Source organism: Rhizobium sp. RAF56 (assembly GCF_052113965.1).
Classification (GTDB): domain Bacteria; phylum Pseudomonadota; class Alphaproteobacteria; order Rhizobiales; family Rhizobiaceae; genus Rhizobium.
In genome coordinates, this window is sequence record NZ_JBFRDU010000022.1 from 1 (window position 1) to 24,144 (window position 24,144).

Annotated in this window: 23 protein-coding genes and 1 pseudogene; 19 read left to right on the forward strand and 5 right to left on the reverse strand. The window is 59.6% G+C overall.

Features of this window, described 5'->3' with window-relative positions:
- On the reverse strand, positions 1–126 hold a 126-nt coding region (locus AB4048_RS18500), incomplete at its 3' end, for a glycogen/starch synthase (RefSeq protein WP_442203538.1).
- 125 nt (positions 127–251) lie between these two features.
- Positions 252–434, reverse strand: coding sequence for a DUF2934 domain-containing protein (locus AB4048_RS18505; protein WP_442203455.1), 183 nt, complete (start codon positions 432–434; stop codon positions 252–254).
- A gap of 224 nt (positions 435–658) precedes the next feature.
- Between AB4048_RS18505 and AB4048_RS18510 the strand changes: the two genes are divergently transcribed.
- The 9 genes and pseudogenes from AB4048_RS18510 to AB4048_RS18550 form a co-directional block, all read left to right on the forward strand.
- Positions 659–1,378 carry a hypothetical protein gene (locus tag AB4048_RS18510; RefSeq protein ID WP_442203456.1) on the forward strand — a complete coding sequence of 240 codons (720 nt, stop codon included), beginning with the start codon at positions 659–661 and terminating at the stop codon, positions 1,376–1,378.
- Between the two features lie 558 nt (positions 1,379–1,936).
- The gene (ku, locus tag AB4048_RS18515; protein ID WP_442203457.1) at positions 1,937–2,830 is read left to right on the forward strand and encodes a non-homologous end joining protein Ku; all 894 of its coding nucleotides are present in this window, start codon (positions 1,937–1,939) and stop codon (positions 2,828–2,830) included.
- Between the two features lie 11 nt (positions 2,831–2,841).
- The gene (ku, locus tag AB4048_RS18520) at positions 2,842–3,654 is read left to right on the forward strand and encodes a non-homologous end joining protein Ku (protein WP_442203458.1); all 813 of its coding nucleotides are present in this window, start codon (positions 2,842–2,844) and stop codon (positions 3,652–3,654) included.
- A 336-nt stretch (positions 3,655–3,990) separates the two neighbouring features.
- Positions 3,991–4,809, forward strand: a complete 819-nt coding sequence (locus tag AB4048_RS18525; protein ID WP_442203459.1) for an N-formylglutamate amidohydrolase — start codon at positions 3,991–3,993, stop codon at positions 4,807–4,809.
- Positions 4,806–6,692 carry a flavohemoglobin expression-modulating QEGLA motif protein gene (locus AB4048_RS18530; RefSeq protein WP_442203460.1) on the forward strand — a complete coding sequence of 629 codons (1,887 nt, stop codon included), beginning with the start codon at positions 4,806–4,808 and terminating at the stop codon, positions 6,690–6,692. Before AB4048_RS18525 ends, AB4048_RS18530 begins: the two co-directional genes overlap by 4 nt.
- Before the next feature lie 9 nt (positions 6,693–6,701).
- Positions 6,702–7,748 (forward strand): glutathione synthase, encoded by a 1,047-nt coding sequence (locus tag AB4048_RS18535; protein ID WP_442203461.1) that lies wholly within the window; start codon positions 6,702–6,704, stop codon positions 7,746–7,748.
- 81 nt (positions 7,749–7,829) lie between these two features.
- Positions 7,830–8,087, forward strand: a complete 258-nt coding sequence (locus tag AB4048_RS18540; protein ID WP_442203462.1) for a DUF2188 domain-containing protein — start codon at positions 7,830–7,832, stop codon at positions 8,085–8,087.
- Complete coding sequence (locus tag AB4048_RS18545) at positions 8,084–8,458, forward strand: GFA family protein (protein ID WP_442203463.1); 375 nt, start codon at positions 8,084–8,086, stop codon at positions 8,456–8,458. Before AB4048_RS18540 ends, AB4048_RS18545 begins: the two co-directional genes overlap by 4 nt.
- Positions 8,459–8,632: 174 nt before the next feature.
- Positions 8,633–9,328, forward strand: a pseudogene (locus tag AB4048_RS18550) (putative zinc-binding metallopeptidase); the annotation flags it as partial.
- Between the two features lie 78 nt (positions 9,329–9,406).
- On the opposite strand, the gene AB4048_RS18555 reads toward AB4048_RS18550, so the two are convergent.
- Both AB4048_RS18555 and AB4048_RS18560 read right to left on the reverse strand, forming a co-directional pair.
- Positions 9,407–9,661, reverse strand: coding sequence for a hypothetical protein (locus AB4048_RS18555; RefSeq protein ID WP_442203464.1), 255 nt, complete (start codon positions 9,659–9,661; stop codon positions 9,407–9,409).
- 197 nt (positions 9,662–9,858) lie between these two features.
- Positions 9,859–10,269, reverse strand: coding sequence for a hypothetical protein (locus tag AB4048_RS18560; RefSeq protein ID WP_442203465.1), 411 nt, complete (start codon positions 10,267–10,269; stop codon positions 9,859–9,861).
- Between the two features lie 184 nt (positions 10,270–10,453).
- Here AB4048_RS18560 and AB4048_RS18565 point away from each other — a divergent pair, with 184 nt between their 5' ends.
- Positions 10,454–12,382, forward strand: a complete 1,929-nt coding sequence (locus AB4048_RS18565) for a PAS domain S-box protein (RefSeq protein ID WP_442203466.1) — start codon at positions 10,454–10,456, stop codon at positions 12,380–12,382.
- Between the two features lie 376 nt (positions 12,383–12,758).
- Positions 12,759–13,016 (forward strand): hypothetical protein, encoded by a 258-nt coding sequence (locus tag AB4048_RS18570; protein WP_442203467.1) that lies wholly within the window; start codon positions 12,759–12,761, stop codon positions 13,014–13,016.
- 836 nt (positions 13,017–13,852) lie between these two features.
- Here AB4048_RS18570 and AB4048_RS18575 read toward each other — a convergent pair.
- Positions 13,853–14,320 carry an Lrp/AsnC family transcriptional regulator gene (locus AB4048_RS18575; RefSeq protein WP_442203468.1) on the reverse strand — a complete coding sequence of 156 codons (468 nt, stop codon included), beginning with the start codon at positions 14,318–14,320 and terminating at the stop codon, positions 13,853–13,855.
- A gap of 121 nt (positions 14,321–14,441) precedes the next feature.
- Here AB4048_RS18575 and AB4048_RS18580 point away from each other — a divergent pair, with 121 nt between their 5' ends.
- The 8 genes from AB4048_RS18580 to ehuB all read left to right on the forward strand — a co-directional run bounded on the left by AB4048_RS18580 (position 14,442) and on the right by ehuB (position 24,136).
- Positions 14,442–15,920 (forward strand): NAD-dependent succinate-semialdehyde dehydrogenase, encoded by a 1,479-nt coding sequence (locus AB4048_RS18580; RefSeq protein WP_442203469.1) that lies wholly within the window; start codon positions 14,442–14,444, stop codon positions 15,918–15,920.
- A gap of 14 nt (positions 15,921–15,934) precedes the next feature.
- Positions 15,935–17,338: an aspartate aminotransferase family protein gene (locus tag AB4048_RS18585; protein ID WP_442203470.1), complete on the forward strand. Its 1,404-nt coding sequence runs from the start codon at positions 15,935–15,937 to the stop codon at positions 17,336–17,338.
- A gap of 146 nt (positions 17,339–17,484) precedes the next feature.
- Positions 17,485–18,933 (forward strand): MocR-like ectoine utilization transcription factor EhuR, encoded by a 1,449-nt coding sequence (ehuR, locus tag AB4048_RS18590; protein ID WP_442203471.1) that lies wholly within the window; start codon positions 17,485–17,487, stop codon positions 18,931–18,933.
- 68 nt (positions 18,934–19,001) lie between these two features.
- Entirely contained in the window at positions 19,002–20,021 is a 1,020-nt protein-coding gene (eutB, locus tag AB4048_RS18595) for a hydroxyectoine utilization dehydratase EutB (RefSeq protein ID WP_442203472.1), read from the forward strand.
- Positions 20,018–21,031, forward strand: coding sequence for an ectoine utilization protein EutC (gene eutC, locus AB4048_RS18600; protein ID WP_442203473.1), 1,014 nt, complete (start codon positions 20,018–20,020; stop codon positions 21,029–21,031). The genes eutB and eutC overlap by 4 nt, the downstream gene beginning before the upstream one ends.
- Entirely contained in the window at positions 21,028–22,206 is a 1,179-nt protein-coding gene (doeA, locus tag AB4048_RS18605) for an ectoine hydrolase DoeA (RefSeq protein ID WP_442203474.1), read from the forward strand. Before eutC ends, doeA begins: the two co-directional genes overlap by 4 nt.
- Before the next feature lie 4 nt (positions 22,207–22,210).
- Positions 22,211–23,224: a N(2)-acetyl-L-2,4-diaminobutanoate deacetylase DoeB gene (doeB, locus tag AB4048_RS18610; protein ID WP_442203475.1), complete on the forward strand. Its 1,014-nt coding sequence runs from the start codon at positions 22,211–22,213 to the stop codon at positions 23,222–23,224.
- A gap of 60 nt (positions 23,225–23,284) precedes the next feature.
- Positions 23,285–24,136, forward strand: a complete 852-nt coding sequence (gene ehuB / locus AB4048_RS18615) for an ectoine/hydroxyectoine ABC transporter substrate-binding protein EhuB (protein WP_442203476.1) — start codon at positions 23,285–23,287, stop codon at positions 24,134–24,136.
- The last annotated feature ends 8 nt before the right edge of the window (positions 24,137–24,144 follow it).

The window sequence follows — 24,144 nt, forward strand, 5'->3', positions numbered from 1 at the left end:
CGGCACAAGCGAAACGGTCTCTACCTCAAACTCCGATAGAGCGTTCGGAAGCGATCCTGTGACGTCGGCAAGCCCGCCGGTTTTAACGAGCGGGAAAATCTCCGATGTTACCGATAGGACTTTCAACCGCCCCTCTCCTCATTTTCCAGGCCCGAGGCTTCGAGCATTGGACGATGCCCTTAGCGCAGTTTGTCACGAAGTGTGCGGGATGCGCCGGCGCCAGCCGGCGCTCGCTGCAGGATTGCTGCCGATCAAGAGGCGCCGTCCGTCACCTTCTCTGAGGCTTGCTCCGTCGCTCCCGTGGCTTGCTCTTCGGTTGTTTCATCCTCTTCTTCCGCGCGCTTCCAATGGTCGAGATGGTGTCCATCGACACGGCCCTCGTCTTCCCAGATCTTATAGGCGCGCTCACGTTGTTTCTGTTCACGGTCGTCCATCGTCGTCTCCTTGGTTGGCAAGAAATAACTCCAGAGGAACGAACGTGTTCCGGCAAGAGGCTGCGGCATTTCGGCATTGTCCTGGATGCCGATGCCCCAACCCCCTGGAGATTGACGTTCCGAACTTCGCAGCCGATCCGCAGTTTTTTTGGCCCGACTGCATCGCCTGCGGAACATTGCCGGACCCCAACCGTTCGCCGGAAAGAACACCTTCGGAGGATCCCATGAGCAATCTTTACAACGAGAACGCACCCGCCTTTGGTCAGCAGCCGATCAGCACACTGACCGCCTTTTTCGATTCCCGCAGCGCTGCAGAAACTGCGATAGGCAAGTTGAAGGACGCTGGCGTTTCTGACGTCCGCTTAATGCCGGGCTACGAGGCCGATGCGGAAAAGGCCCAGGTTAAAAGCGACGATCGCGGCGGCTTCTTCGAGGCCCTTGAAAGCTGGTTCTTCCCTGACGAGGACCGCGACCTCTATGCGGAAGGACTTCGCCGCGGCGGCTTCCTGGTTTCGGCATCGGTCGACGACGCCAACTACGACTTGGTGCATGACATCCTGGACGACGAAGGGTCAATCGACATGGACGAGCGCGCCGACCTCTGGCGCACGGAGGGTTGGAGCGAGCGCCAGTCCGAAGACGCCTTGGCGGACCTCAAGCACGATCAGGCGGCCGTCGCGCCGGACGACGTGTTCGAGGCTGACGCCGCTGCCCGCGCCGCCACCGGTGTTGGACGCCATGCGCGAAGCCTGGAATCAACATCGCCACGCGTACGTGCCTACGAGCTCGGAAGCGACGTTCCTGAGGAAATTGAAGACGACGTCCTTCCGACCGGACGCCAGAGAACTGTCGCCGAAGGTGAGGATCCTGTCGATCGCGACACGAGGCAGAGCGAAGAGTTGGACCGCATCCGGCAGGAACAGAGCTTCCCACACGGCCGATAAGCTCCAAACGGTGAAGGTGCGCGCTTCACGACTTCGAGCGGCCTGCACTTGATAGAGACGACGACGATACGGCTGCTGTCGTTCACGAGGGGCAGCCGGTCGGCGCCTTCTTCCGAGGTGGCGACGAGATCGTCGGGATGAGGTGCGGCGATGAATCTGGACGCGACCTTGCGTTCTAGGTTGGGCGGCTGGGTCGGAGGACCGAATATCGAGAGCATGCGTTGCAAAGCGAGGTCGCAGCGAACGGGTTAGGTGCTCGCCTGGCATTTCGTCGCCCGCAGCGAGAAACCGGAAAAATCGCTGCGTGCACCATCCCCGTCGCGTCCGATTGTCACGCCGCGACCTCGACGAAATAATCGGCAAGCTCGAGGATGGTTCCGCTGAGATGCGGACGTAATGAAGGTTCTGCGATTTGGCCTTCAAGTGATGTTTCCGTGAAAAGCCGAGGACGGCAGTACTGAGACCGGCCAGAGCTCGCTCATTTGATTCGTTTCGGCCGGGAACGAATCTCTTCCGGAGCGATTGACTCGTGACTCAATGTTTCGGGAGTAAAGCGTCATGGCAGCCCATCGCGCGCAGTGGAAAGGCTTCGTCAAGTTCGGGGAAGTGTCGTTCGGCGTCGCCCTTTACACAGCAGCCTCAAGTTCCGAGCGGATAACCTTCAACACTGTAAACAAGGCGACCGGTAACCGGGTGAACCGGATCTTCATCGACAGCGAAACCGAGGAGCCCGTTTCCCGCGAGGAGCAGACCAAGGGCTTCGAGGTTGGCGACGGCCAGTACATCGTCATCGATCCGGAAGAGTTCGCCGCGACCATTCCTGAAAGCAACAAAACTCTTGAGATTGAGGCTTTTGTTCCCTGCGGCGACGTCGACGATGTTTACTTCGACAAGCCGTACTATCTGGCCCCCGGCAAGATGGGCGGCGACGCCTTCGCTGCGCTGCGCGATGCCATGAGGACGTCCAAGGTTGCTGCGGTAGCTCGCGCCGTGCTGTTCCGCCGCGTCCGCACCGTTCTTATCAGGGCGCATGGCAGGGGCATGATCGCGACGACCTTGAATTACGACTACGAGGTCCGACCTTCGGAAAAGGCATTCGAGGAAATGCCGAAGATGCGCATCAAAGGCGAGATGCTTGATCTCGCTAAGCACATCATCGCCACCAAGAAGGGCGAGTTCGACCCGGCGACGTTCGACGATCGCTACGAGACGGCGCTCGCCGAGCTTGTGAAGGCGAAGATCGAAGGCAAGACGCTGCCGAAACGCAAGGAAGTCAAGGTATCGAAGCCAAACGACCTGCTGGCGGCGCTGCGCGAGAGCGCTGGTAAATCGAAGGCTGAAACGCCCAAGCGCACCGCCGCAAACGCAAATGCCGGCACAAGTGGCGACAAGGTGCGCCGCGCATCGACCGCCAAGTCCCGAACGGCCGCGCAGCAACGCAAGGCGAGCTGAGGAGACACGACATGGCACTTCGTCCCTACTGGAAAGGCTATCTCAAGCTTTCGCTGGTCACGTGCCCCGTAGCGATGACGCCCGCTACAAGCGAAAGCGAAAAGGTTCGCTTCCACACGCTCAACAAGGAAACGGGCAACAGGGTCGTCTCCCAATACGTCGACTCCATCACCGGCAAGGCGGTCAAGGACGACAGCGAGGCGAAGGGCTATGCGCGGGGAGAGAACGACTATGTGATCCTGACGGAAGACGATCTCGATGCTGTCGCCCTGGACACTGTCAAGACTATCGACATCGACAAGTTCGTTCCCGCCGACACTATCGAGTGGATCTATCTCGAGAAACCCCACTATCTCATGCCGGACGATCCCGTCGGCCAGGAAGCGTTCGCCGTCATCCGGGATGCCATGGCGTCTGACAAGGTCGTCGGCGTTTCGAAGCTGGTGATCGGTAGGCGCGAGCGTGCGGTCGTCCTCGAACCCAGGGGCGAAGGCATCGTCCTTTGGACGCTTCGTTTTGGCGACGAGGTCCGTCCGGAGAAATCCTACTTCGAGGAAATCGACGAGAAGGCGGAGCCGGAGTTGGTGCCGCTGGTGCAGAAGCTCATCAAGCAAAAGACTGCCAAGTGGACCTCCGACATGGCGAGCGACCCCATTCAGAAAAGCCTGCTGAAGATCATCGCGGAGAAGAAGAAGGCGCTGAAGCCCACCAAGAGGTCGGCGAAAGGCACGTCCGAAGCCGCTCCGAGAAGCAACGTCGTCAGCATCATGGACGCGTTGAGAAAGTCGGTGGAAGCCGATCTGAAGGGCAAGAAGATGCGCTAGTGATGATGCGCTTCGAAATTGCCACCGATAGAGAGATTGCAAGACGCCGCAGTGGATCGACGTAGTCCGAGCCGCACTAAGAGCTTTCCGACCGCAAACTTCCTCCTAGCCTCAAAAGTACGCAGGGGCCACCAGCCTCAACGCTCGGTGACAATCCCCGCTCTAAGGCAAGATCCACCAGGACGTGCTCGCGCGCGAGTGCAGCCGTGGCAAACCTTGAGCCAAACGGCATCGTGTAACTTTAGGCGCCCCCGTGCGTTCATATGATTATCGATCGACGGTAGCGGCCGCGCTTGCGCGGCAAGCCGCCATCCCGTTGCGTGTAAATGGATGATCATGGCCAACTCGCTTATTGAACCGCCGCCGCGTGCGGATGCTTTATGGAGCGTGGAACGCGGTGTTTCCCCGATCGTCGCTACTGCCGTGCACGAAGGGCATTTGGTCCGCGAGGAACTCCAAGACCTGTACGCACTTTCGCCCGACGAGAGGCTCCGCGAGGAGGACCCTTTCACGGAATTCACAACGCGTGACGTCCCGAACCGGATCATTTTCCATCGCTCGCGTTTTGAGGTTGACATCAATCGGGAGCGGGACGGGGCCATCTACCTTAGGCCGGAGCAATCTTGGGGAATGAATGTTTGGAAGGATGGCCTCGCGTCGGCTCACGTGGAAACCTCGCTTCAAGTTCACGACGACTACTACGAGATGCTGCTGACTTTCCTAAAGGGAATTGAGCGCCGACACGGCCGGATGATCGTGCTCGATATCCACAGTTACAACCATCGCCGCGCCGGCCCCGATGCTCCCCAAAGCGAGCAGCTCGAAGCACCCGATATCAACATAGGCACGTCCTCGATGGACCGGAAGCGCTGGTCGCATGTGGTTGAAGCCCTTATGGCTCACTTTGCATCCTTTGAAATCAACGGCCGGCCGCTCGATGTTCGTGAGAACGTTGCGTTTCAGGGCAAGGGCGAACAGACTCGCTTCATCCATCAGCATTTTCCGTACACTGGCTGCGCTATTGCCGTCGAATTCAAGAAGTTCTTCATGGACGAATGGACGGGTAAGCCGGACCCTGCCCTTCTAAAGGAGCTGCGCAGCATCGTCGCGTCCGCTGTACCCATGTTGGAACAAGTATTGGACACACGCCGATGAGCAACGTGCGGCCGATCAGCCCGCAGATGGAAGAGAACTGGCTCGCCGATATTCTGGAATGTATCCGCGAAGGCAAGTCTGTGCGCCGTGAACTCCCGCGAGGTGGCCGGCTTCATATAGACCGACCCCTTCCCTTTCTATGCGTCCATATTGCCGGGGACGATGCGGAGCCGGCAGCACGCGATATTGCACAGGCCAATGCCTCCTACCTTGTCGCTCCGCATGCGGATGAGGCAATTCCGGTCATTGAGGCTATTGAGGCGATTCTCAAAGAGCGGTTCGGCGTCTTCCTGCTCTTCGACATCGGCGAACTGTCACAGGATAGGTTTCTGACGGATGATGCCCCTTTCCTGCCGCCGTTTGAGGTCTCTGTCTGGTCGAGCACCGACGCGGTCGGGGCGGCCGGCGCGTTTTCGGCAGCCGTCAGCGATAGCGAAGCGCGCTTCCGACCCCCCCGCGTGGAGAAGATGGATGCGGCTTCGTCCAGCGCTGACAAACTGCTGCCCCGCGAAATCGGCTGCTCGGCGATTGCTGTGCGGTTCGCACCAGTCTATCGGCAGCCGGGTTCGGGCGATATTTACCCGGAGCTTCGCGAACAGCTTGTGGGCATGCTGTTCGATGCGGAGTTGAAGGCCTTGTCATCCTTCATCGAGGCCCATCAGATCTTCAAGCTGACAACGCACCGGGCGCTAGGACGCAAGGCTTTCGTCGAAGCTGTTTCGAGAGTCGACCGCAGCATCGACGAAGTCGCCTCGACCTTTGACTTTCTTCTCGCGGTGACTCCAATTAATGCCGAAGCAGCATTCGAAGCGTTCTTGGCGGGCGGGAGTGGGGCCGATCCGCCCTTTCTCTATCGCCCGCTCGGCCTGCAGGTGGAAGCGGTCAAGCGCAAACTGTTCTCAATTCCGTTCGACCATCTCGAAGATCCCGTGTTGCACCAGCTCTACCGGGAAAAGCAGCAAGAGCTTGATCTGCAGCTTTCGCTCCTGTCGTCTCGACAGAGCCCCAAGTTTGTCGAGTTCGGCCGTGCGCTCTATGGAGTGGTCAAGCGGCCTTTGCTGTGCGAGGCGAGAGCGATCGTCACTACATTGGCCGGCAACGAGCTGACCGGCGGTGATGACATCGGATCCGAAAACACGATCGCCGATTGCTTCCAAGTGGCGCGTCGTGCCAACGCAATGATCGCCGCGTATCGTCGGCAGTTGGAGGACTTTCAAGTTGCGGTCGAGCTTCGCGACGACCTGCCCTCCGGCCTGATGGTCTCGGGCCATCGGCTGCTGATTGCGCGCAGCACGCTGATGGATATTCGCCGCGTCGAACCCCTCCTGTCGCATGAGATCGGTGTTCACCTGCTTACCTATTTCAACGGCTCGGCACAGGGCCTACGGCTCTTCCGTTCGGGTCTTTCGGGCTACGAGGGCATGCAGGAGGGACTGGCGGTGTTTGCCGAATACCTTTCCGGCGGCATGCCCCCCGAGCGGCTCAAGCTCATTGCCGGGCGGGTGATTGGATGCGCCTCCATGCTGGACGGCGCGACCTTTGCCGAGACTTACTCGATGCTAATCAAGGACTACGACTTCAGCGCACCGGCGGCCTTCAACCTCGTGCTCCGGCTTTATCGCGGCGGCGGGCTTGCGAAGGATGCAATTTATCTGCGTGGACTGCTCGCGCTGCTTGATCATCTGAAGAACGGTGGAACGCTGGAGCCGTTTTGGATGGGGAAGATCGCTGCCTCGCATTTCACCGTCATGCAGGAACTTGCTGAGAGAGGGCTTCTGCGTATGCCGGCTGTCTATCCCCTCTTTCTCGATACCGAAGAAGGACGCGCCCGGCTGGAACGGGCCAGAAACGGCATGCGCCCCCTGGATATGATTCAACTGTAGGAGCCGTGAATGCGAATTGCTTTTTTTGTGAACTCGATCGAAGGCGAGGCTGGTTACTACACGACGACCTCGCTCGCACTCGCGGCCATCGCTCGAGGGCACGACGTCTGCTACTTGACGCCCGGTGATTTTGTACTGCGTCCGGATGACAGCCTAATGATCCGTGCCACCGTGCTGAAGAGCGGAAAGCCAAAAAAAGCGGACGCCTTTGTTAATGCCTTGCAAGGTGGCCAAGCAGAAATAGAGACCATCGACATCAGCGAGGTCGATGTGCTCTTCCTGCGCAACGACCCCTCCGAAGATGCTGACGAACGGCCATGGGCGGCACATGTCGGCTCGATTTTCGGACGGCTTGCGGCCGAACGCGGCGTGCTCACCGTCAATGATCCCGACGGTTTGGCGCGCGCCCAGAACAAGCTCTATTTCCAGGGCTTTCCAGAAGCTGTGCGCCCGACAACGCTGATCTCGAAAAGCATCGAGGAGATCCGCGCCTTCATCGACGAGCAGAAACAGGGCGTTATTCTAAAGCCGTTGCAAGGCTCGGGCGGCAAAAATGTGTTTAAAATCGCTTCGAGTAGGGAAGCCAACCTTAACCAGATCTTTGAGGCAGTCAGCGGCGAAGGTTATTTGATTGCGCAGAGTTATCTTCCCGACGCCACGGCGGGCGACATCAGACTTTTCCTGATGAACGGCCGGCCGCTGCAACGCGACGGCGCCTATGCAGCATTTCGACGTGTGCCTGCTCAGGGCGAAGTCCGTTCCAACATCAATGCTGCCGGTACCGCCGCTGCGGCGGAAATCACGCCGGAAATCCTCGCGGTCGCGGAGATGGTTCGACCCAAGCTGGTAGAGGACGGCATGTTCCTCGTCGGACTTGATATCGTTGGCGACAAGATCTTGGAGATCAATGTTTTCACGCCTGGCGGCCTGCCCGACGTTGCGGGGCTTCACGGCATAGATCTATCACCCGATGTCATCATCGCTCTCGAACAAAAGGTCGAAATGCGAATGAATTATGCCGGCCGGCTTTCAAACCGGACGCTGGCGACTCTATAGGCACGGCCGACAGTCGGAACAAATCGCCGCTGAGCTGGTTGCGACAAGAAATCTCAGGGTTTTCAGCGGAGGGAGAATTTCATGGCGACAATCACGTATCACGTGGCCGAGCACGACGGCGGTTACGCATATCGACTCAACGACGTCTGGTCAGAGACCTTTCCCGATCACGACACCGCCCTTGCCGAGGCGAAGTCGGCGGCGCAGCGTCAGCATATAGGAGGGAATGACGCTGAGATCTCATACCAACTCGCTGATGGTCGCTGGCAAATTGAACATGCCGACGGAGGTGATCGTCCGGACACCGACGTTATTGACGACAATGGAGATTTTCGATGACCACGCTCGCCGGATCGTGCAGATGCGGGCGGGTGCGGGTTGCCGTTCGCGGGAAGCCGGCCAGGATAGGCATCTGCCATTGCACCGACTGCCGCCACGAAAGCGGCTCGGCGTTCACCTTTTTCGCGGTGTGGCCCGCCGATCATTTTGAAAGCAAAGGCGAGACCAACGAATACGCGGGGCGCCGCTTCTGTCCGGAATGCGGATCGCGAATGTTCTGGGCGGATGAGAAAGAGGCGGAAATCAAGCTTGGCATCCTGACCGACGCGCCGACGCCACTCACTCCGACCTACGAACTATGGATCAAGCGCCGCGAAAACTGGCTCCGCCCGATCGAAGGCGCGGAGCAGTTCGAAGAGGATCGAATATGACGGTCGCGCGGACTGGCGCGACTATGTGTCGGCTCAATCGGCTTCATCAGGATTAGATCGCCGAACTCCGACAAGGTCTAAAGTCGAGTCTCTGCGCATACAGCGGTCGATGCGGAGAAAGAACGGCGGTAAGCGCCTACGCGACACGCGTTTCTCATTTCAAGGATTCGATGCATGCGGCTGTTTTCCTGCGATTATTGCGGTCACGTCGTTCATTTCGATAACCGCTCGTGCATCAACTGCGGCCATAGGCTCGGCTTTGTTCCCGAGAAGTTGACGATGTGCACGCTGGAACCGAGTAGCGGCGGCGCATGGCCTATCGTGGGCAAGACGAACCCTGCTCGCTTTCTCTGCGCCAACGCGAGCATCGATGTCTGCAACTGGCTGGTCGATCCAGCCGACGGCAACGCCTATTGCGTCGCATGTCGGCATAATCGGCTTGTACCCAACACCAACCTCCTCGAGGGTATCGACCGCTTCCGCCGTATCAATCAGGCGCAAAGACATCTGTTCTACTCGCTGCTCCGTTGGAGCATCCCTCATCCTGACCGGAACGAGGATCCCGCAGGCGGGTTGGTCTTCGACTTTGTGGAAGATACGATCGCAGCGGATGGAAGTATCGTCGCTGCAATGACGGGCCACGACGAGGGCGCCATCTCGATACGCGCGGCGGAAGCCGACGACGTGACACGGGAACTCGCCCGTTCGTACATGCACGAGCACTACCGTACGCTTCTCGGCCACTTCCGGCACGAGACGGGTCACTTCGTTTGGAACAAGCTTGTACGCGACCGTCGAGCATTCGAGGAATTCAGGGCCGTTTTCGGAGATGAGCGCGAGAACTACGATGCCGCGCTCCAGCGCCATTACTGCCATGATTGTACGGAGGAGGAGAGATGCTACAATCTCTGTTGGCTTTGTCCGATCAAGACGTAACCTGCTTGCTTCTTAATACTTAATATCTCGGGATTGTTGGCGTCCCTGCTGCTTGGTCTGCCGCTTATCCTGACGGCAGGACGCGTTGCTCTGCTGATTGGCGGCGCGGCAATCCTGTTTTGTGGATCGCGCGCCCTGGCGCGTATCTTGTTTGACGTCGCGACCAGCACGGCGTTGTTGCGCCTGCTCCGTCGCAGAGGACATTCCTGCCGATACGAGGAACATGGTTGCCACCAGAGCGGTGAGTAGAGGCTTCAATATGTGCATTGGCTGATCCCCATTAAGATCCTCCGCCCCTCTTCAGACGGGGCGCGGTGCGACGCCGAATTGGTTACATCAGTGCAGGCGGTCAATGCTTGATGCATTCGGAGCCGTTGCGGTAACCAGATTGGCGACGAAGATTTCCGAGGTTCTTGGAAAGTCAAAAATTCGCCGGTGTAGGTGGCTTGGCGGACGACTACCGCTCAGTCATATCCCAAGACCTTAATGGTGGCCGTCTTTGCGTTATTAAGGATCTGATACTGGACGGTAACACCGGTGAGGCGCCCTTTGCGCCCTGGAGCGTCCTTCGCAGCCGTCTGACCTCCCGATTTCAGGACACCGAGGTCATTGACAGTGTCGTCTCGGCGATTGTCCCAGTGGAGCACAACTTTATCAATCTTCACGTCAGCGCCTTCGGCAGCTAGCTTCACCCATTTAACGTCCTTTTTCCAGCGATTCCCTTCACTGTTGATGTTGACGCTTGGATCTACGGACTTCACCGTCGACTGGCCGAGCACGAACCATTCCTCAGCAGCTTTGGAGCTTCCTGCTGTGCCCAAAGCGACGGACGCGGCCAAGAGCGGCGCCATCACAGTGAGGATCCTGATCTTCATTTCTTTTTCCCTCCGGATTGTCAGAAGAAACGCCCCCGCGCCCATATGAGAGGTATGGCGAGAGGTTCAACTGTCAAGGGTGCGCTCATCGTCTCGGACAACCGGCCCCGTTGTCCATAGCAAGGGGCTTGTGTTTGCTTTGGCAGGGACTAAACCCACAGGAACAAAAAGAATTGGAATCGCAATGCCCGCCGCCATGACCGAGCTAACCGACACCACCGTCGACGACCGCTATCGACTGCTGGTCGATAGCATTACCGACTATGCCATCTTCATGCTCGACGTTAACGGCTTTGTGAGCAGTTGGAACGCCGGAGCAAATCGCTTCAAAGGCTATACCGAGGCGGAAATCCTCGGCGAGCATTTCTCGCGGTTCTACACCGAAGAGGAAAGGGTGGCGGGCACGCCACAGAAGGCGTTGGCAACGGCCAGAACCGAGGGCAGGTTCGAGACCGAAGGCTGGCGGGTCCGTAAAGATGGCGAGCGCTTCTGGGCGCATGTGGTGATTGACGCCATCAAGGACGCGCAGGGGCAAATCCTGGGGTTTGCCAAGATCACCCGCGACCTCTCGGAACGCAAGAAGGCGCAGGAGTTCTTGAAGCGGAGCGAGGAGCAGTTCCGGCTCCTCGTTGAGAGCGTCACGGACTACGCAATCTACATGCTCGATCCAGAAGGCTATGTTTCGAGCTGGAATGCTGGCGCTCGCCGCATCAAGGGTTATGCCCCCGCAGAAATTATCGGTGAACATTTCTCCCGGTTTTACACTGAGGAAGACAAAGCCAGCTACTTGCCGAGGACCGCTCTTGAGATCGCCGCCAAGGAGGGACGATTTGAGAGGGAAGGATGGCGGGTCCGGAAAGATGGCTCCCGTTTCTGGGCGAACGTCATCATCGACTGTATCCGCGGCGAAGATGGCGCGCTCGTGGGGTTCGCCAAGATTACGCGTGACATTACGGAAAAGCGACAGGCTCAGCAAGCGCTCGAGCGCGCGCAGCTTGAGCTCTTTCAGGCGCAAAAGATGGAAGCAGTCGGCCAGCTCACCGGCGGCATCGCCCACGACTTTAACAACCTCCTGATGGCTGTGCTGGGAAGCCTCGAGCTCGCGAACAAGCGCGCGCGCGCTGGCAAAGACAATAAGGAACTGATCGACAACGCAATCCAGGCAGCGAAACGGGGCGCCGCTTTGACGCAACGCTTGCTAGCCTTCTCCCGAAAGCAGGAACTCAAGCTTGAAGCCGTGGATGTCGCCGCCATCGTGAGGGGGATGGCCGGACTGCTACAGCGGTCGATCGGCCCTTCGATCCAGATTGCTACTAATTTTCCACTTATTCTTCCCGCCGCAAACGCCGATGCCAACCAGTTGGAAAACGGGGTTTTAAACCTCGTCCTTAATGCGCGTGACGCCATGCCTCGCGGCGGAATTATCACCCTTTCCGCCCGCAAGTACTCGATCCACAAAGGCGACGTTAACGGGCTGGAGGGCGATTTCATCTGTCTTAGCGTTCAGGATGAGGGCGAGGGTATGGATACCGCCACGCTGGATAAGGCAACCAGTCCGTTCTTCACCACCAAGGGCGTGGGTAAAGGGACTGGCCTCGGGCTGCCGATGGTGCAGGGGCTGATGGCGCAGGCCGGCGGAGCACTCGTGCTTAAATCCTCGCCTGGCAAGGGGACGACAGCCGAACTTTGGTTGCCGCTTGCAGAGCCAGCCCAAGTTGAATCCGCACCGGAGGTAGTGCCACCCGCATCCATCTGCCGACCATTAACAGTTCTCGTTGTAGACGACGACCCGCTGGTTCTGATGAACACCGTGTTGATGCTGGATGACCTGGGACACTCCGCGATGGGAGCCGCTTCAGCAGATGAAGCGCTAGTAATCTTGGAGCAAGGACAGTTGCCGGATGTCGTCGTATCCGATCAAGCAATGCCTCGAATGACCGGTGACGAGTTAGCCAGAGAAATTGGAAAGCGGTATCCCCAACTGACCATCATTCTCGCTTCCGGTTATGCCGAGCTTCCGAAAGGAGCGGCCCTTGCCCTGCCGAGGCTCGCGAAGCCGTTCTCTCAGGCTGAATTGAACGAAGCCTTAGCGTCCGTGATAACGACGTCGTAAAGCCGGCCACCATTTGACCAAGCGGGCCATTGTGCCAGCCATTACCATAACCGCCACGGATAGCATTTGATGGTCGTCACTTCATCAGGATGCTTTCGGAGAGGGTCGGCGATCTCCGCTTCACCTTCGCCATCGATGAGATCGATCCAACCGGGGAAGCCAAGGAGAAGATCGCCGGTGCCAACAACGTCTGCCCCAGGCAGCCTATGAGGAATACCTTCGCCATCTAAACTCGCGCTCGGTCCTACAGCTCAGACACACCGCGGCCGGGTCATCCGTGAGGAATATCCTATATGTGACAGCCGAGAGTCGATCCTAAGCAGATTGACTCTATAGGCGCTTGCTTCAGCATTTCGCTTTCTACAGGGAGGCCGCAATGATCCCGTCACCGCTGAAGGACAAGCCATACGACGACCGCGAAACCGACTGTCTGATTGCGCTGGAGATGAGGGTGCATGATGTCGTGGACGAGGCGGAGGCGGCAGGCTGGGCGCGCTTAGAAGCCATGGCTGCGATTGCCAGCATCGCCCTCAACCAGATGTTCGCCGAACAGGAGAAGGAGGTGACCAACTCCCGGCGGGCAGAGGCACAGGGTAAGGTTGCCCTTAAGGCTTCTGACAGCTTCCCGCGCTAGCGTGCTTACGCGGGCGCGACCGGGCGCTCGAGAGGTGTCCGAACTCCGCCTCTCTCCACGGTCTCACGTCACACCGGATCTGTGACGCACCTATAAGGGCGAGCCTGTCCCCCGACGGCTCGCCCCTTTCTTTTAGCGCCGGGCAAGGTTGCCCATAAGGCTTTCCGCCAGCTTCTTGCGCTAGACCTGACTATGTTAAGTTGCAATGGGCGAGGCCGGGCGCCTGGAGGAGAAGACCTGCCCGAACTTCCTCTCTTCCGCTTTCTCCCGTCACAAACCGGATCGGTGGCGCACCTAAGAGCGGGTCTCTCCCCGACGACTCGCTCTTTCTTTGCGCCAGAGAACAAACGGACGACAAAACGGGTCTCGCCTACGTCTAATGAGGTAGGCTCCGGCGGTGAACATCGCTCCCCGTCCATCGTTTCCCCTGGGATAGCTTCCTATTGTTGAGAGTATGGCTATTGGACGAGACCGGTCGTTCGATGGGTCCAAAGTGGCACGCGCACGCCGGCTCTGTGGGCCACCTTTAAGAGCGAGATCGTCACCCGCGGCTCGCTCTTCTTTTTACGATAGCACCGTGGAACAAACTCTAATCTTCTAAGTTTTTGGGTTAGCGGGTCGTGACGGTCATCGAAGTCCCTGCTCCATTCCCCCCCTGTCAGGGCAGTTTGCCCGCACTGCCGACCGTCACGGCCCCGTCGCTTTTGATCAAACAACGTGACATCGCGTTCAGCATCGTGTCCGGAAGAAGGACGCTTCATTTCACCTCTCTTTTCCAAGACGCTCGATCCACGATCACTGAATAGAAGTCCCACACAAGCTGCCAGAATTACCAATCAGTCTTCTATTGGGAACGCAAAGCCAGCTTTCACCCGGTCCATCACCACCATGGTTTTGAAACCTTTGATATCGTGGTTCTCATAGAAGAACCTGCGCGTGAAGGCTTCGTAGTCCTCCATGTCCTTCGCAGTAATCACCAGGATGAAATCGGCATCGCCCGTCACGTAGTAGCCGATCATCACTTCCTTGGTGGCGCGGATTGCTGCCTTGAACCGATCAACGATATCAGCTCGCTCGCGCTCCAGCGAGACAAGGACGATCATCGTGATGCCGCGCCCAACGGCCTTGGGCGAAACGATCGCCACATCTGCCTCGATCACGCCTTCCTCACGCAACCGCTTCAGCCGTCGCTGACAGGCGGTCGGCGAGAGATTGACGATCTGCGCCAACTCTTCCGAGGTGAGGCGATTGTTTTTCTGAACGGCGTCGAGCAGTGCTCTGTCGGCTCTATCGAGAGTGGTCATGCAGAAATCCTGCGGTTGGCGTCTTATCTAAGCGCAATTCCTGCGTTGAGCATGAAATCAACGCAGCCAATTGATCATGGCGCGCGGTTAGTCTCTATGTAAACCCCAATTGGAGTTCCGCATGAAAGGCATCGCCAGCACTGCGCTGAAAAACCTGAAACGACCCGATCTGATCGAGCGGCGCGCCTTTCTGAACGGCACGTGGGCTGCGCGTGGAGAGGCGCTGAGCGTCATTGATCCGGCGACCGGCGAGCACCTCGTTGATGTCGCAGCCTGTTCGCTCGATGATGCCGATGCTGCCGTCGAGGCCGCGAAAAATGCCTTTCTCAATTGGCGCGACAGGCTCCCCGTCGAACGGGGTCAGATCTTGCGTGCCTGGGCCAGGCTGATGCGCGAGAATGCGCAGGATCTCGCGGCCATCATGACGGCTGAACAGGGCAAGCCGCTCGCCGAGTCGCTCGGCGAAATTTCCTATGCCGCGAATTTCCTCGAATGGTTTTCCGCCGAGGGCGAGCGAGCCTATGGCGAAACAATGCCAAGCCACCTCGCCGGCAGCCGCCTTTCGGTACGGATGCAGCCGCTTGGCGTCACCGTCGCGATCACCCCGTGGAACTTTCCCTCTGCCATGATCACCCGCAAGGCGGGGGCAGCGCTCGCGGCCGGCTGCACGATGATCGTCAAGCCCGCCCCGGAAACGCCTCTGTCGGCGCTTGCTTTGGCAAAGCTTGCGGAGCAGGCCGGCATGCCCGCCGGTGTCTTCCAGGTTCTCACCGGCGAAGCCGCGCCGCTTGCGCGCCGTCTGCTGGAGCACACGGATGTGCGTGCCTTTTCCTTCACCGGCTCGACCGAGGTCGGGCGCATCCTGCTTACGCAATCGGCGGCTACCGTGAAGAAGGCCTCGTTGGAACTTGGCGGCCATGCGCCTTTCATCCTGTTCGACGACGCCGAGCTTTCCAAAGCCGCAAAGGGCTGCATCGGCGCAAAATTCGCCACGTCAGGGCAGGATTGCCTTGCCGCCAACAGGATTTACGTCCAGCGCGGGCACTACGACCGGTTCGTCGATGCCTTCGCGAAGGCGACCTTGGAACTCAACGTCGGTCACGGCCTCCAACCCGGCACCGATATCGGGCCGATGACCCGCCCTTCGGTTGCTGAAAAATGCCGCCAGCAGATTGCGGAGGCGATCTCCGCCGGGGCGCGTCTCGTCTGCGGCGGGCAGGACAGTCCGCTCGGCGGCAATTTCGTCACGCCGACCGTGCTTGCTGATGTCACCGATGACATGCTCATCGCTCGCGAAGAGACCTTCGGCCCGGTTGCCGCGATCCTGCCGTTCGATGACGAGCAGGAGGTGCTCGCGCGTGCCAATGCCACCGAAATGGGACTGGCGGCCTATCTCTACACCAACGATCTCGGTCGCGCGATGCGGCTCACCGACCGGCTCGAATACGGCATGATCGCCGTCAACACACCGAAGTTCACCGGCGCTCCGATACCCTTTGGTGGCTGGAAGCAATCCGGCCTTGGTCGCGAAGGCTCGCGCCACGGCCTCCTGGAATATCTCGAAGCAAAATATGTCTGCTTCGGCAACCTTGCTGCATGAAAGGATCCGCTATCATGACCGCCGACCCCAACCAGATCGCCGAGATGGACCGCAACTCGGTCCTGCATCCCTTCACGCAGATCAAGGATTTCGCCAGCGGAAAGTTGGGCGATCCGACGATCGTCGAAACCGGCAAGGGCATCCGCATTCAGGATGCTAACGGCAAGCAGCTGATCGACGGTTTCGCCGGTCTCTACTGCGTCAATGTCGGCTATGGCCGCACCGAGGTTGCCGAGGCGATCTCCCGCCAGGCGTACCGACTTGCCTATTACCATACCTATGCCGCCCACACGACGGATGAGCTCGCGATCCTCTCCGATCGACTGGTGAAGATGGCGCCAGGCAGGATGAGCAAGGTTTTCTACGGAATGTCGGGTTCCGATGCCAACGAAACGCAGGCAAAGCTCGTCTGGTACTATAACAACCTGCGCGGCAAGCCGAACAAGAAGAAGATCATCTCCCGCGAACGCGGGTATCATGGTTGCAGCGTCGTCTCAGGCTCCATGACCGGCATGAGCTTTTACCATGACCACATGGACCTGCCGCGACCCGGTATTCTCCATACCGGCGCGCCGCATCACTATTGGGGCGCGGAAGCAGGTGAAACGGAACTTGAATTTTCCAAGCGCCGCTCTGACGAACTGGAAGCTCTGATCCTGCGCGAAGACCCGGATAGTATCGGTGCCTTCATTGCCGAGCCGGTGCTTGGCACCGGCGGCATCACGCCGCCGCCGCAGGGCTATTGGGACGAAGTGCAGAAGGTCCTCAGGAAATACGATATCCTGCTCATCGCCGACGAAGTCATCACCGGTTTCGGACGCACCGGCTCGATGTTCGGCTCGCAGCACTACGGTATCGAGCCTGACCTGATCACTGTCGCCAAGGGCCTTACCTCGGCCTACTTCCCGCTGTCGGGCGCGATCGTCGGCGAAAAGGTCTACAAGGTGATGGAAGAAGGGGCCGACCGCGTCGGCGCTTTCTCCCATGGCTACACCTATTCCGGCCATCCGATCGGCGCCGCAGCAGCCAACGCGGTTCTCGACATTGTCGAGAAGGAGGACCTGCCGGGGAACGCACGTACGGTCGGCACCTATTTCCAGGCGCAGCTGAAGGCCAAGTTCGCTCAGCTTTCGATCGTCGGGGAAGTGCGAGGCGTCGGCCTGATGGGCGCCATCGAATTCGTGGCCGATCGGGAAAAGAAGACACGCTTTGAACCCGGCCTCACGGTCGGCGCACGGATCTCGAAGGCCGCGCGCAATCGGGGGCTCATCGCCCGCGCTATGCCGCATGGCGATATTCTGGGTTTCGCGCCGCCGCTCGTCATGACGAAGGAAGAAGTCGACGAGATCGTTGCCATTGCCGAATCCGCCGTACGCTCCGTCATGGACGAATTGGTCCAGGCTGGCGAGAAAATCTGAGGCAAGCATGACTCCGGGCGGGATAGGCCTCGCCCGGCACTGCCGTTTTCCGGCAAAATCACGACCCACGGTGCATAAGGCTTCATCTTCCGGGACGAAGCGTGCATAATGTCATGAAATGATCGTTCCCAATACGAGACAATTTCATGCGACGCCAGGCCAATCCCCTCAACCTTGATCCGATCGCGGCAACCAAGCCCGTGGCATGGCGGCCGAACCTCGCCAAGCAAAAAGGCGAGACGAAGCATGCAGCGCTCACCGAGCGCATCATTGCCGATATCGACGCCGGCGTGCTCAAACCGATGGATCGAATGCCCACTCATCGCGATCTCGCGCGTGAGCTCGGCCTTTCCGTGCAGACGGTCAGCCTCGCGTATAAGGAGGCCGAGCGGCTCGGCTATCTGAGCGGTGAGATTGGTCGCGGCACCTTCGTCAAGACACGCGTCACGGACCGTGCCGGACGCATGATGCTTGATCATAGTGTCAACGAAGTGCTCGATCTTTCCATTATTCGCGGCGTCTATCTCGATGCGCACGAAACCGCATCGCGCGAGATCCTTCGCGAGCTCTCCGACGGCGACAATGCAAGCTTCATGCGTCCCTGCCGGCCGATCGCCGGCCTTGATCGTCATCGAGAGACGGCGCGTATCTGGCTACGCACGCTCGGGGTCACGGCAGGTGCAAGTCGCATTCTCCTGACCAACGGCGCCGCCCATGGCATTTTTCTCGCTTTGACCTGCATTGTCCGGTCCGGCGATGTCGTCTTGTGCGAAAATCTCACCGATCACGGCATCATCGGGATGTCCAATATCCTTGGCTTCAGCCTGAAGGGCTTGCCCACCGACAACGAGGGCATTTTGCCCGATGCACTGGAAGCCGTCTGCGCCGGAGGCGGCGTTCGCGCGCTGGTGGTTATCCCGACGCTCAACAATCCGACAAGTCATATCGCGGGTGCGGCGCGCCGGCACGAGATCGCTGCGATCGCGGGACGTTACGGCGTCTTCGTCATCGAAGACGAGGTCTATCGCGCGATGATCGAGGAGGACCTGCCTTCGATTACCGAGATGTTGCCCGATCTCGGTTTCTTCGTCACGAGCTTCACCAAAACCGTGCTGACCGGGCTGCGCGTCGGCTATCTCGTCGTTCCACCCGCCTATTCCATTCGCGCCGCCTCGATCCTGCGCGTGTCGAGTTGGAGCGGCACCTATCTGACAGGCGAGATCGCCACACGCTGGGTCGAGAACGGCACGGCACAGCGGCTGCTGGGCATCCAGCGAGACGAAGCACGCGCACGCCAAGACCTCGCAGCGGAGATCCTTGGCGACCATATCGTCTCCAGTCATCCGCTTTCGCTCTGCGCCTGGCTCAAGGTCCCGTCGCACTGGACCGAGGAAGGATTGGTTCGTTCGCTGACCAGCCAGAATGTCGCGGTCACCCCGTCCGAACCCTTCATTGCCGGACCCGGCCATGGCGGCGGCATTCGCATCTGTCTGGGCGGGCGCTTGAACCATACAAGCCTGGCCAAGGCGCTGACGACCCTGAGGCAAGCCTTCGAGCAACTGCCGCCGGTCTATGACATTGGCTCGATTGGCTAGAGGCCCGCACGACAATCATTGAATCATTACAATATATTAATTGACATGATTTTGTTTTCGCTCTCAACATGACAATCATGAAGAGAGGAATCCTGCCCAGATCGACCGACGAAAAGGTGCTGCCAATCAGGCTGGCGGACATCGAGCAGGCTGTCGCCCGCATCGCCGGGAGAGTGATACACACGCCGCTCGTTCGCTCCAGCTCTCTTTCCGAACGCACCCGTCAGCCCGTCCATCTCAAGCTCGAAACGTGCCAGCCCATCGGCGCCTTCAAGCTGCGCGGCGCGACGAACGCGATCCTGTTGCTCGATGACGCTCGCCGCCAGCGCGGTCTCGTCACCGCATCGACAGGCAATCACGGTCGCGCCGTCGCGTATGCAGCCCGCGAACTGGGCGTTTCCGCCACCGTCTGCATGTCATCGCTCGTTCCGGCCAACAAGGTCGAAGCGATCCGCACGCTCGGCGCCGAAATCCGCATTGTCGGAACATCGCAGGACGACGCACAAGAGGAAGCCGAACGCCTGGCCGAGAGCTTCGGCCTCACACTGATCCCGCCTTTCGACGACGTGGGCGTCGTTGCCGGTCAGGGCACGATCGGCCTCGAAATTGTGGATGCCCTCCCCGGCCTTGCGACCGTGCTTGTTCCTCTTTCCGGCGGCGGTCTGGCGGGCGGCATTGCCGTCGCCGTCAAGGCTTTGAAGCCACAGACCCGCGTCATCGGCATTTCGATGGAACGGGGAGCAGCCATGCATGCGGCGATTGCCGCCGGCAAACCTGTCGCGATCCGCGAGGAGGAAACGCTGGCGGATTCGCTTGGTGGCGGCATCGGTCTCACAAACCATGTGACCTTTGCGCTCTGCCGCGATCTCCTCGATGACATCGTGCTTCTGACCGAAGACGAGATTGCCGAAGGCATCCGCCATGCCGCGCGAAAGGAGAGCATAACCGTCGAGGGTGCCGGTGCGGTCGGCATTGCCGCTATCCTCGCGGACAAGGTCGAACTTTTTGGCCCCACCGCGGTCATCGTCTCAGGCGGCAACATTGACCCGACGCGGCACCGGAAAATCCTCGCGGAGGCCGCCACATGAGCCGCATCAGCATTCTCATGGAACGAGATCTTCGCGCCATCGTCAGGCTCGACGTCTCAGCAGTCGATTGCGTCGAAGCGGCCTTTGCAGCGCTCGCGACCAAGGCCGTTGCCATGCCGCCGATCCTGCGCCTGGACATTCCGGAATTTCGCGGTGAAGTGGACGTCAAGACAGCCTTTGTGCCGGGCTTTGACGGGTTCGCCATCAAGGTCAGCCCCGGATTCTTCGACAACCCCAAGGTCGGTCTGCCGAGTCTCAATGGGCTGATGATCCTGCTGAGCGCGAAGACTGGATTGGTCGAAGCTCTTCTTCTCGACAACGGCTATCTCACGGATGTGCGCACCGCAGCCGCCGGTGCGGTCGCAGCAAGACATCTGTCGCGCGAAGACGCCTGCGTCGCGACGATCTTTGGTGCAGGCATGCAGGCGCAGCTGCAGCTCGCGGCTCTTGCGCTCGTGCGCCCGATCAGATCGGCGCGGATCTGGGCACGCGACCACGCCAAGGCGCAGAAGCTTGCTGCTGATTTTGCTCGCGACCACGCAATCGAGGTCACCGCCATTAGCGATCCGCGCGAAGCCGTCCGCGGCGCAGATATTATCGTCACGACGACACCCGCAGAAAAACCGATCCTGATGGCCGAATGGCTCGAACCCGGTCAGCATTTGACCGCGATGGGATCGGATGCAGAGCACAAGAATGAGATCGATCCGCTCGTCTTTGCCCGCGCGACTTACGTCGCGGATCGGCTCTCGCAAACCCGCATTCTCGGCGAGCTGCACCATGCCATCAGGATTGGCGCAGTCATGCCGGACCAGCAGTTCGCCGAACTCGGAGCGGTCATCGCCGGTAAGGCAGTTGGCCGGTCGAGCGCAGAGGCAATCACCTTCGCCGACCTCACCGGCACCGGCGTGCAGGACACCGCAATCGCCAACCTGGCACTTGCCCGTGCGAAAGACGCCGGAAGCGGCCAGACGATCGAAAACGACATCAAAATGGGAGATGCAGCGTGAGTGTGACGCTGAACTTTACGCGCGAGGAATATGCCGCGCGCCTTTCCAAAACCCGTCATGCGATGGAAAAGGCGGGGATCGATCTCCTGATCGTCACCGATCCATCCAACATGCACTGGCTCACCGGCTATGATGGCTGGTCCTTCTATGTGCATCAATGCGTTCTGGTGCCGCCGACCGGCGAGCCGATCTGGTACGGCCGCAAGCAGGATGCTAACGGCGCAAGGCGCACCGCTTATCTGGACAATGACAATATCGTTGGCTACCCCGATCACTACGTCCAGTCGACCGAACGCCACCCGATGGATCTCCTGGCGCAGATCATCGATGAGCGCAAATGGTCCAGCTTCACGGTTGGCGTCGAGATGGACAACTACTACTTCTCGGCAGCCGCCTTTGCATCTCTGCAACACCATCTTCCCAACGCCCGCTTCAAGGACGCCGCGGGCCTCGTCAACTGGCAGCGCGCGGTCAAGAGCACGACTGAACTCGACTATATGCGCAAGGCGGGCAAGATCGTCGAACTGATGCACAAGCGTATTGTCGACGTCATCGAGCCCGGCATGCGCAAATGCGATCTCGTTGCCGAGATCTATGATGCCGGCATTCGGGGTACGTCGGAATTTGGAGGCGACTATCCGGCGATCGTGCCGCTTCTGCCGTCGGGCGCAGACGCCTCCGCCCCTCATCTGACCTGGGACGACAAGCCGATGCGGTTGGGCGAAGGAACGTTCTTCGAGATCGCCGGCGCTTACAAGCGCTACCATTGCCCGCTGTCGCGCACCGTCTTTCTGGGGAAACCGACGCAGGCCTTTCTCGACGCGGAAAAGGCTACGCTCGAAGGCATGGAAGCCGGTCTTTCCGCAGCACGCCCGGGCAATAGCTGCGAAGACATCGCCAACGCCTTCTTCGCCGTGTTGAAAAAATACGGGATCATCAAAGACAACCGCACCGGCTATCCGATTGGCCTGTCCTATCCGCCGGACTGGGGCGAACGCACCATGAGCCTGCGCCCGGGTGACCGTACGGAGCTGAAGCCTGGCATGACCTTCCATTTCATGACGGGTCTCTGGCTCGAAGACATGGGGCTCGAAATCACCGAGAGTGTCGCGATCACCGAAACAGGCGTCGAATGCCTGTCGAACGTGCCGCGCCAGCTGTTCGTGAAGGGCTGATGCGATGCTGACCGACACGCCCCGCCCATCGCCGATCTCCCCTTCCGTCGATTTCGACGCGAAGGGCGTACAGCACGGGCATCTGCGCCTGCCCTTTAGCCGTGATGACAGCGCCTGGGGCTCGGTAATGATCCCGATCTGCATCATCGCCAGTGGCGAAGGCCCGACCGCGCTTCTCACCGGTGCCAACCATGGCGACGAGTATGAAGGTCCGGCGGCCCTCTTCGAACTGGCACAGACGCTCGATCCGTCCGAGGTTAGCGGGCGTATCATCATCGTGCCCGCGCTTAACTATCCTGCGTTTCGCGCCGGTACGCGCACGTCGCCGATCGATCGCGGAAACCTGAACCGCAGCTTTCCAGGCCGCCCCGACGGTACGGTGACGGAGAAAATCGCGGACTATGTGACCCGCCATCTGATACCGCTCGCCGATATCGTGCTCGACTTCCATTCGGGCGGCAAGACGCTCGACTTTCTGCCCTATGCCGCAGCACACGAGCTGCCGGACGAGGCTCAGAAGGCGCGCTGTTTCGATGCGGTTGCGGCTTTCGCTGCGCCCTATTCGATGAAGATGCTGGAAATCGATGCGGTCGGCATGCTGGATACGACGGTCGAGGAAATGGGCAAGGTTTTCGTCACCACCGAACTCGGAGGTGCGGGCACCGCCAGCGCAAAATCCATCGATATCGCACGCAGGGGCAGCCTCAATCTCCTGCGTCACGCCGGTATCCTGAAGGGTTCGCCAGACGTTCAGGCAACCCGCTGGCTGGATATGCCATCGAACGACTGCTTCACATTTGCTCAGGACGACGGGCTGATCGCCTTCGCCCGCGATCTGGGCGAGCCGGTCGCGAGGAACGAAATCGTCGCCCGCGTGTATTCCGTCGGTAAGACCGGTGTTGCGCCAATCGAATACCGCGCCGCCATGGATGGCGTGCTTGCGGCCCGCCACGTGCCCGGTCTGATCAAGGCCGGCGACTGCCTTTCCGTCATCGCGACGATGACGGAGAAACCCTAACCAGACGAACGCCGTGAGATCCGAAAACGGACCACGAAACCAAACCAGAGGAGTATTCGCATGCACATCAAAAAAATCGCCGGGCTCTCCGTCCTCGCTCTCGGCCTCGGCATCACGTCGGCCAGCGCGCTCACCCTCGAAGAGGTAAAGCATCAAGGATTTATCCGCGCTGCGACAGCCAACGAAGTGCCTTATTCCTACATGCAGCCCGACGGCACCTCTGCCGGCATCGGCCCGGATGTCGCAAACGCCGTGCTGAAATCCATGGGAATTGCGGACATCAACTGGACCGTGACGCCGTTTGGCACCCTTATCCCGGGTCTCAAGGCAAAACGCTTCGATTTTGCCGCCGCCGAGCAGAACATCTCGCCGGAACGCTGCAAGCAGGTCGCCTTCACCGAGCCGAACTCGTCCTATGGCGAAGGGCTCCTGGTCAAGAAGGGCAATCCGAAGAAGCTAAAGACCTACGCCGACATTGCCAAGGATCCTTCACTCACTGTGGCTGTGGTTTCGGGCGCCAACAATGTGGACTTCCTACGCGCCGTTGGCGTGAAGGATGAGCAGATCGTCTTCATTCCGGCCAATGCCGATGCCATTCCGACGGTCCAGAGTCGGACGGACGCCTATGCGGCGACGGAGTTGACCGTCTCCGCACTCGCCAAGGACCAGGCTCAGGTCGAGCAGGTCGCGCCATTCGACGATCCGATCGTCAAGGGTGCACCCGTGCGCAACTATGGCGGCTTTGCCTTCCGACCGGAAGACAAGGAACTGCGCGACGCGTTCAATGCGGCCCTTGTCGAATTCCGCAAGACGGACGACTACAAGAAAATCCTCACCAAGTACGGCCTGTCCGAACAGAGTATTGCCGCGGCCGCGGACAAGAAAGTCGCCGACCTCTGCGCTGGCAAATAGCGACAGAA

Bases quoted from the DNA above. Each gene is read 5' to 3' on its own strand.
- AB4048_RS18560 (WP_442203465.1), bottom strand. From the start codon at position 10,269: ATGAAGATCAGGATCCTCACTGTGATGGCGCCGCTCTTGGCCGCGTCC.
- ku (WP_442203458.1), top strand. From the start codon at position 2,842: ATGGCACTTCGTCCCTACTGGAAAGGCTATCTCAAGCTTTCGCTGGTC.
- AB4048_RS18585 (WP_442203470.1), top strand. From the start codon at position 15,935: ATGACCGCCGACCCCAACCAGATCGCCGAGATGGACCGCAACTCGGTC.
- AB4048_RS18570 (WP_442203467.1), top strand. From the start codon at position 12,759: ATGATCCCGTCACCGCTGAAGGACAAGCCATACGACGACCGCGAAACC.
- AB4048_RS18575 (WP_442203468.1), bottom strand. From the start codon at position 14,320: ATGACCACTCTCGATAGAGCCGACAGAGCACTGCTCGACGCCGTTCAG.
- eutB (WP_442203472.1), top strand. From the start codon at position 19,002: ATGACAATCATGAAGAGAGGAATCCTGCCCAGATCGACCGACGAAAAG.
- AB4048_RS18565 (WP_442203466.1), top strand. From the start codon at position 10,454: ATGCCCGCCGCCATGACCGAGCTAACCGACACCACCGTCGACGACCGC.
- eutC (WP_442203473.1), top strand. From the start codon at position 20,018: ATGAGCCGCATCAGCATTCTCATGGAACGAGATCTTCGCGCCATCGTC.
- AB4048_RS18530 (WP_442203460.1), top strand. From the start codon at position 4,806: ATGAGCAACGTGCGGCCGATCAGCCCGCAGATGGAAGAGAACTGGCTC.
- ehuB (WP_442203476.1), top strand. From the start codon at position 23,285: ATGCACATCAAAAAAATCGCCGGGCTCTCCGTCCTCGCTCTCGGCCTC.
- AB4048_RS18510 (WP_442203456.1), top strand. From the start codon at position 659: ATGAGCAATCTTTACAACGAGAACGCACCCGCCTTTGGTCAGCAGCCG.
- AB4048_RS18525 (WP_442203459.1), top strand. From the start codon at position 3,991: ATGGCCAACTCGCTTATTGAACCGCCGCCGCGTGCGGATGCTTTATGG.
- AB4048_RS18580 (WP_442203469.1), top strand. From the start codon at position 14,442: ATGAAAGGCATCGCCAGCACTGCGCTGAAAAACCTGAAACGACCCGAT.
- ehuR (WP_442203471.1), top strand. From the start codon at position 17,485: ATGCGACGCCAGGCCAATCCCCTCAACCTTGATCCGATCGCGGCAACC.
- AB4048_RS18545 (WP_442203463.1), top strand. From the start codon at position 8,084: ATGACCACGCTCGCCGGATCGTGCAGATGCGGGCGGGTGCGGGTTGCC.
- AB4048_RS18555 (WP_442203464.1), bottom strand. From the start codon at position 9,661: ATGCACATATTGAAGCCTCTACTCACCGCTCTGGTGGCAACCATGTTC.
- AB4048_RS18540 (WP_442203462.1), top strand. From the start codon at position 7,830: ATGGCGACAATCACGTATCACGTGGCCGAGCACGACGGCGGTTACGCA.
- ku (WP_442203457.1), top strand. From the start codon at position 1,937: ATGGCAGCCCATCGCGCGCAGTGGAAAGGCTTCGTCAAGTTCGGGGAA.
- doeB (WP_442203475.1), top strand. From the start codon at position 22,211: ATGCTGACCGACACGCCCCGCCCATCGCCGATCTCCCCTTCCGTCGAT.
- AB4048_RS18535 (WP_442203461.1), top strand. From the start codon at position 6,702: ATGCGAATTGCTTTTTTTGTGAACTCGATCGAAGGCGAGGCTGGTTAC.
- AB4048_RS18505 (WP_442203455.1), bottom strand. From the start codon at position 434: ATGGACGACCGTGAACAGAAACAACGTGAGCGCGCCTATAAGATCTGG.